Consider the following 14,058-nt stretch of genomic DNA (forward strand, 5'->3'; position numbering starts at 1 on the left):
AAGGAGTACCGGATCACCCGCTCGGCCCCGCCGCGCCCGCCGCGCCCGCGTACGCTGGGCCGCGTGAACGCCAGCGACCGCACCCCTGCCGACCTGCTGCGATCCGCGCTCGCCGCGGACCCGGCCCGCCCCTTGGTCACGTACTACGACGACGCCACCGGTGAGCGCGTCGAACTGTCGGTGGCCACCTTCGCCAACTGGGTGGCCAAGACGGCCAACCTGATCCAGGACGGGCTCTCCGCGGAGCCTGGCGAGCGGGTCGCGCTGCTGCTGCCCGCGCACTGGCAGACCGCCGTGTGGCTGCTCGCCTGCGCCTCCACCGGCGTGGTGGCCGACCTCGGGGGCGACCCCGCCGGGGCCGACCACGTGGTGGCGGGGCCCGACCGGCTGGAGGAGGGCCTGGCCTGCACGGGCGGGCGCCTCGCCCTGTCGCTCGCGCCGCTGGGCCGCCGCTTCCCCGCCCCGCCGGCCGGATACGACGACTACGCGGTCGAGGTGCCGAGCCAGGGCGACCGGTTCGCCCCCTACGTCCCGGTGGACGCGGACGCCCCGGCCCTGGCCGTGCCGGAGTCGGCGGCCGGCCGTACGGAGCCGACGGAGCCGACGGAGCCGACGGAGCCGGCGGAGCTGACCGGCGCCGAGCTGGTCGAGCGGGCCCGCTCGGACGCGCGGCGGCGCGGCCTGGAACCCGGCTCGCGGCTGCTGTCCGGGCTGGCGTGGGACTCCTGGGAGGGGGTGTCGGCCGGGCTGTACGCGCCGCTCGCGGCGGGCGGCTCCGTCGTCCTGTGCCGCCATCTCGACCGGCTCACCCCGGAGGCGCTGGCCGCGCGGATCGAGAGCGAGCGCGTCACCCACCGCGCCGACGCGAGCTGACCCCCCGTCCGCGCCCCCGCCCGGCGGGCCGACCGCCCTGTGGGCCGCCCGCCCGGTGGAACACCACCCGGCCCGGCGGGCCGCCCGCCCGGTGGAGCACCCGCCCGGTGGACCACCCGTCCGGCGGACGGCGTGCCGAGTCCGCCGGGTACGGGGGGCCTCGCCGGTACATCATCGGCGTACGCCTCACCGGGCGCACAACCCCGCGCGGGGATCCGCCGTCTCACGGGGCGGCGGCCGCACCGGGGGCCGCCGACGCTGCGAAGGACGGACTGACGACGTGACGGACACCGCCGGCACTCCCCCCGGGCCGGACGCCCCGGCCGGACGCCGGCCGACGTGGCTGCGCTGGGCGGCGCTCGGCGCGTCCGTCGTCGTCCTGGCGGCGGCCGGCACCGGCTGGTGGCTGTACCGGAAGCTCGACGGCAACATCACGACCGACGCCCGCGCGCTCGCCGAGCTGAAGCGGTACGAGCGGGAGCGCCCCGCGCCCGTCCCGCGCGGCGGCAGGAACATCCTGCTCATCGGCTCCGACAGCCGCGCCGGGGAGAACGCCGCGTACGGCAGGGACCAGGGCACGCAGCGGTCCGACACGACGATCCTGCTGCACCTGTCGGCGCGCGGCCACGGTGTGACGGCCGTGTCGATCCCGCGCGACCTGATGGTGGACGTCCCCGGCTGCCGCACGAGCGGGGGCGAGCGGTCCGCGCCCCGGTTCGCCCAGTTCAACCTGGCGTTCCAGATCGGCGGGACGGCGTGCACGATCCGCACGGTCGAGAAGCTGACCGACATCCGCGTCGACCACCACATGGTGATCGACTTCCACGGCTTCAAGGACATGGTGAACGCGGTCGGCGGCGTCCGGGTGTGCGTCCGCGAGCCCATCGACGATCCGGACGCCAAGCTGCGGCTGCGGGCCGGGCCGCAGACGCTCGACGGCGAGGAGGCCCTCGGGTTCGTACGGGCCCGCAAGTCGCTCGGCGACGGCAGCGACACCGAGCGGATGGACCGGCAGCAGGAGTTCCTCGGCGCGCTGGTGACGAAGATGCAGAGCAACGGCGTCCTGCTCAACCCGACCAAGCTGTACCCGGTCCTGGACGCGGCCACCAGGTCGCTCACCACGGATCCGGGGCTGGACTCCCTGAAGGACCTGTACGACCTGGCGCGGCGGCTGCGCAGCGTGCCCACGGAGAAGGTGCAGTTCCTGACGGTCCCCCGGAAGCCGTACCAGGCCGATCCGAACCGGGACGAACTGGTACAGCCCGACGCGCAGCGGCTGTTCAGGCGGCTGCGCACGGACGGCCCCGTCGCGGTCGTCCCGACGACGGGGCGGGACGGCGACGGTACGGCGACCCCGCCGACCGCACCCCCGACGAGCGGCCCGACCGGCGGTCCGACCGGGGGCCCGACCGGGGGCCCGACCGGAGCGCCCGGTGAATCCGGCAGCCCGTCGCCCGCGCCCACGTACACCGGCACCAACGCGGCGGTGAGCGCGTGTCCGTAAGGCGCCGAGGCGGGCGAGACCCACGGGGGAGGTGTGAGGAAAGTCGTGACGGGGGCGGCGGAGTATGACGATTGGGCGGTATGCCCACTTGTAAGGGGCGTGGAATTTGTCACGCACGTCGACCGGCGTTGAACTGGGCGGATAGTGTGACGCGATCCGGTGCGGACGACCGCAGCAGGACGCGCACCGTGGATGGGAAGACCGAGCGCCCGAGGGGGAGGGCGCCTCGCGTGGCACCGACGGAGGATTCAGGCGACCGTGGACGCGCACAGCCGTGGAGGGGCGGAGGAGATCGACCCCGCCGACCAGTGGGTACTCAACCCGCAGACCGGCAACTACGAACTGCGACTGGATCACTCCGCAGGGCAGCCACCCTCACCGTCGCCCTCCTCCGCCGCCTCGGCGCCCCGGGCCGCCGCGCCGCCCCCGCAGGGCCGCCGCGCCGCCCGTGAGCCGGCCCGCGAGGCCGCCCGCGAGCACCCGCGCGAGGCGGGCGACCGGGGAGCGGGCCGCGACACCGGCCGGGAGGCCGCTCCGAGGACCGACTCCGGGCAGGAGCAGCCCACCGGCTCCCGGCGACGCGCGGCGGAGGTGCCCGGCCAGCGCCGGCGCCGCGCCGCCGAGCCGGCCGCGCCCACCGAACGCCGGGGCTCCGCCCAGACGGCGGCCGGGCGGCGCCGCGGCAAGGCGAAGGAGAAGAAGGGCCGCACGAAGAAGGTCCTCGTGTGGACCGGCGGCGTCACCGCCTTCGCCCTGCTGGCCACCGGCGGCGTCGCCTACTACCTGTACCAGCGGCTCGACGGCAACCTCAGCACCATCGACGTCGCGGGCGCGGGCGGCGGCAGCGGCTTCAAGAGGGACCAGGCCATCAACATCCTGGTCATCGGCACCGACAAGCGCACCGGCGACGGCAACTCCGGCTACGGGGACAAGAACAGCCCCGGCCACGCCGACACGACGATCCTGCTGCACGTCTCGAAGGACCGGACGAACGCCACGGCCCTGTCCATCCCGCGCGACCTGATCACCGACATCCCCAAGTGCGACGTCAAACTGGAGGACGGGACCGAGAAGACGGTCCCGGCCGAGAGCGGCGTACGCTTCAACACCAGCCTCGGCCAGCTGGACCGGAACCCCGGCTGCACCATGGCCACCGTCCACGAGATGACCGGCATCCCCGTCGACCACTTCATGATGGTCGACTTCAACGCCGTGAAGACCCTCTCCACGGCGGTCGGCGGCGTCGAGGTCTGCGTCGAGCAGGCCGTGAAGGACAAGAAGTCCGGGCTCGACCTGCCGCAGGGCAAGAGCGTCATCCAGGGCGAGCAGGCCCTCGCGTTCGTGCGTACGCGCCAGGCGTTCGGCAACAAGAGCGATCTCAGCCGCATCCAGACGCAGCAGCAGTTCATGGGGTCGATGTTCCGCCAGATGAAGTCCAGCGAGACGCTGACCAGCCCGTCGAAGCTGCTGGACCTCGCCGACGCGGCGACCAAGGCGCTCACCGTCGACGCCGGCATAGGCAGCGTCAAGAAGCTCCAGGAACTGGGCATGGAGGTGGCGAAGGTCGACCCGAAGAACATCACCTTCGCCACGGTCCCGGTGCTCGACAACCCCGCCGAGAAGATCAAGGCGACGGTCGTCCTCGACGAGGCGAAGGCCGAACCCCTCTTCAACATCATCAAGAACGACATCTCGCTCAGCGAGGTGGAGCAGCAGGAGAAGGACGCCAAGAACGCCGCGAAGGCGGCGCAGGCGGCCCTCCTCAAGGGGCCGCGCGCCCAGCCCTCCGACGTGCGCGTCGACGTGTACAACGGCAGCGGCGTCCGCGGCGGCGCCCAGTCGACGATCAACTGGCTGCAGAACTCGGCCGGGGTGCTGAAGTCGACCAACAAGGCCAACGCTCCGGCGGACATCGCGAAGACGACGCTGGAGTTCGCGCCGAACCAGGCGGACCAGGCCCGCGCGCTCGCGGACCTGATGGGACTGCCGGCGACGGCGCTGAAGCAGGGGACGGCGGACGCGGGGGAGCGCGAACCGATGACCCTCACCCTCGGCAAGGACTTCAGGGGTGCGGGTGTCCCCCTCACCGGTCCGGCGAAGGCGCCGGAGGGTGCGGTGGCAGCGGACAAGCAGGTGTGCGCGAAGTGACGCGGACCTGATTCACCAGGGGAGACATGGGTGGGACACAGCAGCGTGCGCGGGGAGGGGACGCGGGAGAGCGTTCCGCACGCCCGAGGCGCCCGTGACGGGGGCCGGGGCGACGCCACCGGCACGGACGGCGGCACGCCCGCCGGTACGGAGGACGGCACGGACGGCGGCACGCCCGCCGGTACGGAGGACGGCACGGACGGCGGTACGGCCGCCGGTACGGGATCGGGCGCCGGTACGGGATCGGGCGCCGGTACGGGACGCGGCCCCGGCGCACGGGGTCGCGGCTCACGCGGCCCCGGCGCACAGGGCCCCGGCGCACAGGGCGGCGCGAAGAACGGCCGGCGCGGGCCCGGCCGGCAGCCCGCGGGCCCGGCCGGACGGCGGGCCCAGCGGCGCGCGAACGGCAAGGGCGGGCGGCGGGTCTTCCGCTGGGTCGCCTCCGTGCTGTCGCTGCTCATACTCGCCACGGCCGGCGCCGGCTACCTCTACATCGAGCACCTCAACGGCAACATCCGCAGCGGCGGCCGCAGCGGCGGCGAGAGCGGCGTGCAGAAGGCCGCGCCCGACGCGTCCGGCAACACCCCGCTGAACATCCTTCTGATCGGCGCCGACGGCCGCAACTCCAAGGAGAACCTGGCGCTCGGCGGCGCCAAGGACACCGTCGGCGACAAGCCGCGCGCCGACGTGCAGATGCTCCTGCACGTGTCCGCCGACCGCAGGAGCGCCGCCGTGGTGAGCATCCCCCGCGACACCCGCGTCGACATCCCGGCCTGCAAGGACCCGGAGACCGGCGAGAAGTTCGCCGCCACCAACCGGATCATCACCGAGTCGCTGCAGCGCGGCGGCCCCGGCTGCACCCTCACCACCTGGGAGAAGCTGAGCGGGGTCTACATCGACCACTGGATGATGGTCGACTTCGCCGGTGTGGTGCGGATGGCCGACGCGGTCGGCGGCGTGCCGGTGTGCGTCAAGCAGAACGTGTGGGACCGGCCGACGGCTCAGGTCAAGGGCGGCTCGGGGCTGAAGCTGCCCGCGGGCGAGACGTACGTCAAGGGCGAGCAGGCCCTGCAGTGGCTGCGCACCCGGCACGCGTTCTTCAACGACCAGGGCCGCGCCAAGGCGCAGCACATGTACATGAACGCGATGCTGCGCCAGCTCAAGGAGCAGAACGCGTTCACCGACACCGGCCGCATCATGGACCTGGCGGAGGCCGGGACGAAGGCGCTCCAGGTCTCCGAGGAGCTGGGCACCGTCAAGGCGCTCTTCGACCTGGCGATGGAGTTGAAGGACGTCCCCACCAACCGCATCACCATGACGACGCTGCCGACGGTCGAGGACCACCGCAACCGCGCACACCTGCTGCCCGCGGACAAGCCCGCGCGGCAGATCTGGAAGATGCTCCGCGAGGACATCCCCTTCGACGGCAACGGCGGCCCGGCCGCCGCGTCCGAGCCGACCGCCGCGCCGAAGCCGTCCGGCCCGGCCGCCGCCGCTCCGGCCACCCTCTCCGTGACGGTCGTCAACGGCACCGGCGGGGACGGGCGGTACGCGGTGCGGGGCCGCGCGGGCGGCGTCGCCGAGGCGCTGCGCGGCAAGGGCTTCACGCTGGCCACCGCCTCGCAGACGGCCGCGCCCGCGGAGGAGACCGTCCTGGCCTACCCGAAGTCCGCCGGCGAGCAGGGCAGGGCGGACGCGCTCTCCGTGGCGAAGGCGCTCGGCGTGCCGGCCGGCGCGGTGCGGGCGACCGGCGACGCCCAGGGCATGACGCTCACGGTCGGCGCCGACTGGCGGGAGGGCGACACGTACCCGGTGCAGGACTCCCCCAAGGCCGGCGACCTGCCGACGGAGGCGGAGAACTCCAACGGCGCCGACGAGGGCGCCTGCATGGAGGTGTACAAGCCGTACCAGTGGTAGGGCGGGCCGGGGCACGAGGTACGGCCAGGGGCGGGGCCGGTCACCGTACGGTGTGACCGGCCCCGCCCCGTACCGCCGCCGCCCCGTACCGCCGCCGCGCCGGGTGCCGCCCCGGGGCTCGCCGGTCAGTCGGCGGTGACGGTGACCTTCTCGTCGTTCTGGATCTGCCCCACCAGCTGCTTGACCTTCGCCTTGTCCCAGACGAGGTTGCCGCCGCGGCTGCCCGAGACGGGCATGTTCATGGACGTGCCGTCGCCGCCGTTGACGCCCTTCATCGCGAAGAACATCTCCGCGAGGTCGAACAGCGACATGTCCTTGTCCACGATGAGGGTGTCCAGGCCGGCGCCGAGCGTCGGGTACAGCCGGAACGGGTTGAGGACCGTGCCGGGCGACGCCGCCTGGCTCGCGAGCGCGGCGAGGAACTTCTGCTGGTTCTTCGTCCGCGCCAGGTCCGACTCGGCGAAGGCGTACCGGGTGCGGACGAAGGCGAGCGCCTGCTCCCCGTCGAGGGTCTGCCGGCCCGCCTGGAAGTCGGCGCCGGACCTCTTGTCCTTGAAGCCCTTCTCGATGTCCAGCTCGACCCCGCCGAGCGCGTCCACGATGTTCGCGAAGCCCGCGAAGCCGATCTCCGCGTAGTGGTCGATGCGCAGCCCGGTGTTGTACTCGACCGTGCGGACGAGCAGTTCGGGGCCGTCCTCGGCGTACGCGGCGTTCAGCTTCACGCGGCGGCCGGTGCCCTTGAAGGTCTTGCCGGACTCGGAGCCGACGAAGGTGGGGATCTCCACGTCCGAGTCGCGCGGCAGGGAGATCATCGTGTTCCCGCCCCCGCAGGCGGCGAGGATCATCATGGAGTCGGTGCGCTTGCCGTCGGCGGAGCCGGTGTGCAGGCGCTTCTTGTCCTCGGCCGTCATGCCCTCGCGGCTGTCGGAGCCGACGATGAGGTACGTCGTGCAGTCGTCCTCCTGCGGGCGCTCGATGACCTTCGCGAGGTCGACCTCGCCGCGCATCCTGCCGGAGGCCCAGGCGTACGTGCCGATCGTCGTGGCCAGCACGGCGACGGCGACCGCGATCGACCCGATCTTGACGCGGCGGCGCCAGTCGGGCGCGGGGCGCGCGCCGGGGCTGTACGCGGGCGGGGGCGGCGCGCCGGTGCCGCGGCCCCCTCCGCCGTAGGGCCCGCCGGGGTCGGCGGGGCCCGCGGGGCGCGGGATGCCGTAGACCTGGCCCGTGTTGTATCCGCTGTCGTACGGTGCGCCGGCGTGGCCGGCCGCGTCGTCGTACCCCTGCCGCTGCCGCGGCGGCACGGACCCGGGCCGCCGCACGTGGGGCATCACGCGGGCACCCTCCGGCTGGGCGTCGCCACCGCCGCCGCCGTGACGCCCGTCACGGCCGCCGGACCATCCTTGAGGCCAGTCATTCATGCGCAACAGTGTGCCGCGCGCCCGTGCGACCCTCACAGGGCGGGTGAGGAACGGGGGCGCCGCTGTAGCCAAGCTGATGCAATGCGGACCTTCCCGACTCCGGGCATATGGTGGAGGGCATGACAGATCAGGCCATCCCCGAGGGCAAGCCGACCTCGGCCTCCCGCACCACGCTCAGCCACATCATGACGGGCAACGACACCAACCTGCTCGGTACCGTCCACGGCGGCGTGATCATGAAGTTGGTGGACGACGCGGCGGGCGCGGTCGCCGGCCGGCACTCCGGCGGACCCGCCGTCACCGCCTCCATGGACGAGATGGTCTTCCTGGAGCCGGTCAGGGTCGGCGACCTCGTCCATGTGAAGGCGCAGGTCAACTGGACCGGCCGGTCCTCCATGGAGGTCGGCGTGCGGGTGCTGGCGGAGCGGTGGAACGAGTCGACGCCGGCCACGCAGGTCGGCTCGGCGTACCTGGTGTTCGCCGCCGTGGACGCGGACGGCAGGCCCCGCCCCGTACCGCCGGTGATCCCGGAGACGGAGCGGGACAAGCGCCGCTACCAGGAGGCCCAGATCCGCCGCACCCACCGACTGGCCCGGCGCCGCGCCATCAAGGAGCTCCGCGAGCGCCGCGCGGCCGAGGGCATCGACGACTGAGCCCGGCCGGCGAGGCGACCCGGCCGGGCCCGGCGGGCGCCCCGCCCCCGCGACCTCACGGTGTGGGGTAGGGAGGGCCGCGTCAGGCGTGCCGGGACCGTCAGGCGAGAACGTCCCGCAGGGCGTGGACGGCCCGTCAGGCGGGGTCACGCGCAGGTCCCTTGGGCGGGCCGGCCCTTCAGGCGGCGGTGCGGGGCCGGCCCGGCGGCCGCAGTCCGTCAGTCGGTGCCGGGTCGGTCCCACCCGGCGGGGACTGCCCGCCGGGGCGGCGCCACCCGTCCGGCGGGCCGCCCACCCCGGGCGCCGCGCCCCGTCCGGCAGGGGGCGCCCACCCGTCGCGAGCGCCCCCGTCCACCGCTCCCCTCAGGGGCAGACCACCCGGTCCCCCGTGACGGCCTTCCCGCCGCCGGACGGGTCCGCCCCGGCCGGAGCTTCGGTGCGCACCGGCCGCACCTCCGTGAAGTCCGCGCCCACCGTCACCTTCATCAGCGGCCCCTGGCCCTCCACCGCCCGCAGCCGGGCGCCCGGCAGGGCCGCCGCGAGGGACTTGACGGAGCGGTCCCAGCGCGGGTCGTACAGGACGAGGGTGTGGGCCGCGTCGCGGCGGTCGGCGTTGCGCGGGGTGCGGGTGGTGTCGAAACCGGTCGCCCGCAGCGCCGCGTCCGCCCGCGCGCCCAGTCCGCTCACCGACGTCCCGTTGTACACCTGGACCCTGATCCGCGAGGGCGCCACGTCCACGAGCGTGCGGCCCGCCCGTTCCTCGGCGGCCTTCCCGGTGAGCGGCCGGTCCTCGCGGATGGCCGCGAACAGCTCCTGGGCCCGTTCCGCGTCCCAGTTCACCGTCGAGCCGACGCCCTCGATCCGCACGCCCGTCCCGCCGACCGGCACGGACGTGAACTCCGACGACGCGGTCGTCAGGCCGCGCATGGTCCGTGCCAGCGCCAGCATCTCCTCCGTGCCGAACCCCTGGTCGGCGCGGACCGAGCCGGCCATGGCGTCGAGGACCTGGCGGAAGCGCACCGGGTTGAGGAGCGCACCGCTGCCGGCGGCCCGGTCGATGAAGGCGGCCACGAACCGCTGCTGGCGCCGCATCCGCTCCAGGTCCGAGCCGCCGTCGACATGGCGGGAGCGCACGTACTGCAGGGCCCTGCCGCCGTCGAGGGTGTGCGTCCCGGCGGGCAGGTCGAGACCGGTGTACGCGTCCTTCATGGGCTTGGCCGTGCAGACCCGGACGCCGCCGATCGCGTCCACGGTGCGCATGAAGCTGGTGAAGTCGACCTCCAGGTAGTGGTCGATCTTCACGCCGGTCATCCGCTCGACGGTCCGCACGGTGAGGTTGGCCCCGCCCTCGGCGTACGCGGCGTTCAGCTTGACCGGGTGGCCGTCGTGGCGCTCCCCCGTGGTGGCGTCGGTGTGCTCGGGCAGTTCGGCGTAGGAGTCGCGGGGCAGCGAGACGACGCTGACGCGCTTCCGGTCCTCCGAGATGTGGGCCAGCATGATCGTGTCCGTGCAGTTGCAGGGTGCGCCGCCGAGCCGGTAGCGGGCCTTGTCGGCGGGGGTGACCTTGTCGCGGCCGTCGGTGCCGACGAGCAGGATGTTCGTGCCGTGCCCCGCGGCGGGACGATTCTTCATGTCCTTGAACGCGTCGACGCGGCCGATGCCGGTGTCGAGGCTGGTGACGACGGCGTGGCCGATGCCGCCCGCGGCGAGGACCACCACGGAGAGGGCGGTCGCGAGCCGCGCGCCCCACCGGGCGCGGCGCCGCCCGCGCTGCCGGGGGCGCGGCTGCGCCGGCGGGCGCCGGTGGGGGCGCTGCCCGGGCCGGTGGTCGGGGCGCTGCTGGTCGGGGTGCCGCTCGGGGCGCGGCGCCGGCCGGCGCTGGTACGGGCGCTGCTGGTGCGGCGGGGGGTACGCGTGCGCGTACGGCTGGGGGTGCGGCCGGCTCTCGGTGGGGCGCGGGGGCGGCTGGGTGCCGCGCGGCTGCCGGGGCCTCGGCTGCGGCTGCCCTCCCCCGCCCGCCGGCCGTCTCGCGCCGGTGGCCGGCGGGCGGGGGACCGGGCGGGCGGGTCGGCGGGGCGGCGTGGGCACGAGGGGACACCTCCGCGGGCGGATGGGGGGACCGTCACAGTAGGCCCATACGATCAGCGACCCGTCGCACCGCCCTGGGCGGGTCGCACCGGTGTCCCCCGTTCGCGGTAACGTGGCGGGCGTTACCGCTGTCCGCCCGCCGGGGTCGCCACCCGGCGCCGCGCGGCCGTCGCCGCCGCGCGATGTCCTACGTACCTCCGAGGAGCCATGCCCCTGCCCCCGGTCTCCGTGATCATGCCGGTCCTCAACGAGGAGCGGCATCTTCGCGACGCGGTCCGCCACATCCTCGACCAGGAGTACGACGGCGAGATGGAGGTGGTGATCGCGCTCGGCCCGTCCACGGACCGCACCGACGAGATCGCCGCCGAGCTGGTCCGCGAGGACCCGCGCGTCCACACCGTGCCCAACCCGTCGGGCCGCACGCCCGCCGCGCTGAACGCCGCGATCAAGGCGTCGCGCCACCCGGTCGTGGTGCGGGTCGACGGCCACGGCATGCTGTCGCCGAACTACATCGCGACGGCGGTGCGGCTGCTGGAGGAGACCGGCGCGCAGAACGTCGGCGGCATCATGCACGCCGAGGGCGAGAACGCCTGGGAGGACGCCGTCGCCGCCGCGATGACGTCCCGGATCGGCGTGGGCAACGCCGCGTTCCACACGGGCGGCGAGGCCGGTCCGGCGGAGACGGTGTACCTGGGGGTGTTCCGGCGCGAGGCGCTGGAGCAGCAGGGCGGGTACAACGAGGAGTTCATCCGGGCGCAGGACTGGGAGCTGAACTTCCGCATCCGCGAGGCGGGCGGGCTCATCTGGTTCTCGCCGGAGCTGCGGGTGCGGTACCGGCCGCGGCCGTCGGTGCGGGCGCTGGCGAAGCAGTACAAGGACTACGGCCGCTGGCGGCACGTCGTGGCCCGCTACCACCAGGGCTCCATCAACCTCCGCTACCTGGCGCCGCCGGCGGCGGTCTGCGCCATCGCGGCCGGCCTCGTGGTGGGCGCGACGCTCACCCCGCTGGGCTTCGCCGTCCCCGGCGGCTACCTGGCGGCGATCACGCTGGGCTCCGTACCGGCGGGCAGGGGCCTGCCGTTGAAGGCCCGCGTCCGGATCCCGGTGGCCCTGGCGACGATGCACATGTCGTGGGGGTACGGGTTCCTGACGAGCCCGCGCAGCCTGGCGAGGAAGGTCATCGCCAGCCGCCGCCCGGCGGTCCGCACCCCGGCCTGACCCGGCCCGCCTCCCTCGACCCCACGCACCACCGCACCACCACCCCGCCCCACCACCCCGCAGCCCCGGTGCCCGCGTCGGCACCGGGGCTGCGGGCCACGGTCCGCGGGCCGCCGTCCGCGGCTACGGTCCGCGGTGCCGCCGTCCGCGGTGCCGCGCACCCCGCACTCCGGCGCCCTCAGGCCCACCGCCCCGGGCCACCGCCTCGGCCCACCGCCCCGGGCCACCGCCGACACCCGGCCGACGCCCGCCCGGCACCCGGCCGACGCCCGGGGCCGCCGGGACGCCCCCCTTCGGCGGGCCCGTTCCCCACCCGTGCCGGGCCCGCCGTGACGGCGGCGCATAACCGCCATCGCGCCCGTGCATCTCCTTTCACGAAAAGGTCACACGCCCCGACTTCCAGCGGGAATGGCCGATTCCCCTGTCCCGTCAAGACAACGAACCGGCCAGATCCCCTTCTGAGCCGCCGCCGCGAAACGCAAAGCCCGAGCCACGGAAGGCAGCAGATCGCGTGGAATTAAACCTTGACAGTCAAATGTGATCAGGATCACACCCCCTTGCCCTCGGGTCGGTTTGACATGTAGGAATGCGAAGCGGTGATGATCCGTATCGGACTGATGGTTTCGGTCAACCACACCCATGGAGCATTGTGTCCGAGAACAGAGCCGGAATTCCCTTACCAGGGGATGCCGAATCGAGCGCCACACTGGTCGAGTTATTCTCCCGGGCCGCCACCCGAAGTCCCGGGCGCACCGCCCTGAGAATCGAGGGCGAGGAATTCGGCTACGGCCGTCTCTCGTCCTGGTCCGAGGCGGTCGCGGGCCTTCTCCACGAGACCGGGGTGAGGAGGGGCGACCGGGTCGCGTTGCGCATGCGGCCGGGCGCGAACGCCATCGCGGCCGTGCTGGGCATCCTCCGGGCCGGCGCCGCCTACGTCCCCCTGGACACCCGCAACCCGCCCGCCCGCGACGCGTTCATCGTCTCCGACAGCGGCGTGGCCGCCCTGGTCGGGGACCCCGGGGAGGCCTCCGGGCACCCCGGGCCGGTGATCACCGAGGAGGCGGTCGCGGCGCTGCGGGAGCACCGCGCGACCGGGGACGCCGCCCCGGAGCCGCCCGGCCCGCAGGACGTCGCCTACATCATCTACACCTCCGGCACCACGGGCCGCCCCAAGGGCGTCCCCGTCCGGCACGCCAACGTCACCGCCCTGCTCGGGGCCGCATCCCGCCTGTTCGCTTTCTCCCCCGACGACCGGTGGCTGCTCTTCCACTCCCTGGCCTTCGACTTCTCGGTCTGGGAGGTCTGGGGCGCGCTCTCCACCGGCGCGGAGCTGGCCGTACTGCCGTACTGGACGGCCCGCACCCCCAAGGCGACCGCCCACGTCGTGCGGGACCTGGGCATCACGGTGCTGAACCAGACGCCGACCGCCTTCACGGCGCTGACCGGCGCCGTCCTCGACGAGGGCATCGACCTGCCCGACCTGCGCTACGTCGTCTTCGGCGGCGAGAAGCTCACCCCCTCCGCCGTGCGCCCATGGGCGAAACGTTTCGGCATGGAGCGGCCGCACCTGGTCAACATGTACGGGATCACCGAGACCACGGTGCACGCCACCTTCCACCGGCTCACCGACGAGGACCTGGCACAGGAGGAGTCGGTCGTCGGCCGGCCGCTGCCCGGCTTCACCCACCGGATCGTCACCGAGGACGGACGGGACGCCGAGCCGGGCGAGCAGGGCGAGCTGTGGCTGGCCGGACCGCAGGTGAGCGAGGGCTACCTCAACCGGCCGGAGCTGACCTCGCAACGCTTCACCACGGGTCCGGCACCGGACGGCGGACCGTCCCGGCGCTACTACCGCTCCGGCGACCTGGTCAGCCGCCGCCCCGGAGGGGACCTGGTCTACCGGGGCCGGGCCGACCTCCAGGTGAAGCTCCGCGGCCACCGCGTCGAACTCACCGACGTGGAGGCCGCCGTGCGCGCCCACCCGGAGGTGGCCGACACGGTGGTGTGGATGCGCGAGTTCGCCCCGGGCGACAGCCGGCTGGTGTGCGCCTACACGGCGGCACCCGGCCGGGACGCCGGCGTCAGCGTCCGCTCACTGCGCGGTCATGTGAAGGCGGCCCTTCCGTCGTACATGCATCCCGCGCATTACATGGAGCTTTCCGAACTGCCGCGCACCGTCAACGGAAAAGCCGACCGGGCCGCGGTGGCCCGGCTCTTCGAGGACAGGAGATAGGGA

The 14,058-nt window shown here is 74.2% G+C and carries 9 protein-coding genes; 7 read left to right on the forward strand and 2 right to left on the reverse strand.

What is annotated here, in order from left to right; genetic code table 11:
• Positions 1–63 precede the first annotated feature (63 nt).
• From CP974_RS11260 to CP974_RS11275, 4 genes are all read left to right on the forward strand, one after another.
• Positions 64–873, forward strand: coding sequence for a TIGR03089 family protein (locus tag CP974_RS11260; protein ID WP_031130185.1), 810 nt, complete (start codon positions 64–66; stop codon positions 871–873).
• A 280-nt stretch (positions 874–1,153) separates the two neighbouring features.
• Positions 1,154–2,377 carry an LCP family protein gene (locus tag CP974_RS11265; protein WP_031130184.1) on the forward strand — a complete coding sequence of 408 codons (1,224 nt, stop codon included), beginning with the start codon at positions 1,154–1,156 and terminating at the stop codon, positions 2,375–2,377.
• Between the two features lie 258 nt (positions 2,378–2,635).
• A complete protein-coding gene (locus tag CP974_RS11270) occupies positions 2,636–4,525 on the forward strand; it encodes an LCP family protein (protein ID WP_031130183.1) in 1,890 nt (629 codons plus the stop codon).
• 30 nt (positions 4,526–4,555) lie between these two features.
• Positions 4,556–6,442 carry an LCP family protein gene (locus tag CP974_RS11275; protein WP_174887809.1) on the forward strand — a complete coding sequence of 629 codons (1,887 nt, stop codon included), beginning with the start codon at positions 4,556–4,558 and terminating at the stop codon, positions 6,440–6,442.
• A 125-nt stretch (positions 6,443–6,567) separates the two neighbouring features.
• Here CP974_RS11275 and CP974_RS11280 read toward each other — a convergent pair whose 3' ends face one another.
• Positions 6,568–7,863 carry an LCP family protein gene (locus CP974_RS11280; RefSeq protein WP_174887808.1) on the reverse strand — a complete coding sequence of 432 codons (1,296 nt, stop codon included), beginning with the start codon at positions 7,861–7,863 and terminating at the stop codon, positions 6,568–6,570.
• Between the two features lie 119 nt (positions 7,864–7,982).
• Between CP974_RS11280 and CP974_RS11285 the strand changes: the two genes are divergently transcribed.
• Positions 7,983–8,516, forward strand: a complete 534-nt coding sequence (locus CP974_RS11285; protein ID WP_031130179.1) for an acyl-CoA thioesterase — start codon at positions 7,983–7,985, stop codon at positions 8,514–8,516.
• Positions 8,517–8,879: 363 nt separating this feature from the next.
• Here the strand turns inward: CP974_RS11285 and CP974_RS11290 are convergent, their stop codons facing one another.
• Entirely contained in the window at positions 8,880–10,604 is a 1,725-nt protein-coding gene (locus CP974_RS11290; protein WP_443078504.1) for an LCP family glycopolymer transferase, read from the reverse strand.
• 207 nt (positions 10,605–10,811) lie between these two features.
• On the opposite strand from CP974_RS11290, the gene CP974_RS11295 reads away from it, so the two are divergent.
• Positions 10,812–11,822 carry a glycosyltransferase family 2 protein gene (locus CP974_RS11295; RefSeq protein ID WP_031131801.1) on the forward strand — a complete coding sequence of 337 codons (1,011 nt, stop codon included), beginning with the start codon at positions 10,812–10,814 and terminating at the stop codon, positions 11,820–11,822.
• 586 nt (positions 11,823–12,408) lie between these two features.
• Positions 12,409–14,055, forward strand: a complete 1,647-nt coding sequence (locus CP974_RS11300; protein ID WP_031131803.1) for an amino acid adenylation domain-containing protein — start codon at positions 12,409–12,411, stop codon at positions 14,053–14,055.
• Positions 14,056–14,058 lie beyond the last annotated feature (3 nt).

The sequence above is a fragment of the Streptomyces fradiae ATCC 10745 = DSM 40063 genome, from assembly GCF_008704425.1.
GTDB lineage: Bacteria > Actinomycetota > Actinomycetes > Streptomycetales > Streptomycetaceae > Streptomyces > Streptomyces fradiae.

What these genes read in the sequence shown, in the direction of transcription:
- CP974_RS11280 (WP_174887808.1), bottom strand. Translation starts at nt 7,863, where the DNA reads ATGAATGACTGGCCTCAAGGATGGTCCGGCGGCCGTGACGGGCGTCAC.
- CP974_RS11285 (WP_031130179.1), top strand. Translation starts at nt 7,983, where the DNA reads ATGACAGATCAGGCCATCCCCGAGGGCAAGCCGACCTCGGCCTCCCGC.
- CP974_RS11295 (WP_031131801.1), top strand. Translation starts at nt 10,812, where the DNA reads ATGCCCCTGCCCCCGGTCTCCGTGATCATGCCGGTCCTCAACGAGGAG.
- CP974_RS11300 (WP_031131803.1), top strand. Translation starts at nt 12,409, where the DNA reads ATGCGAAGCGGTGATGATCCGTATCGGACTGATGGTTTCGGTCAACCA.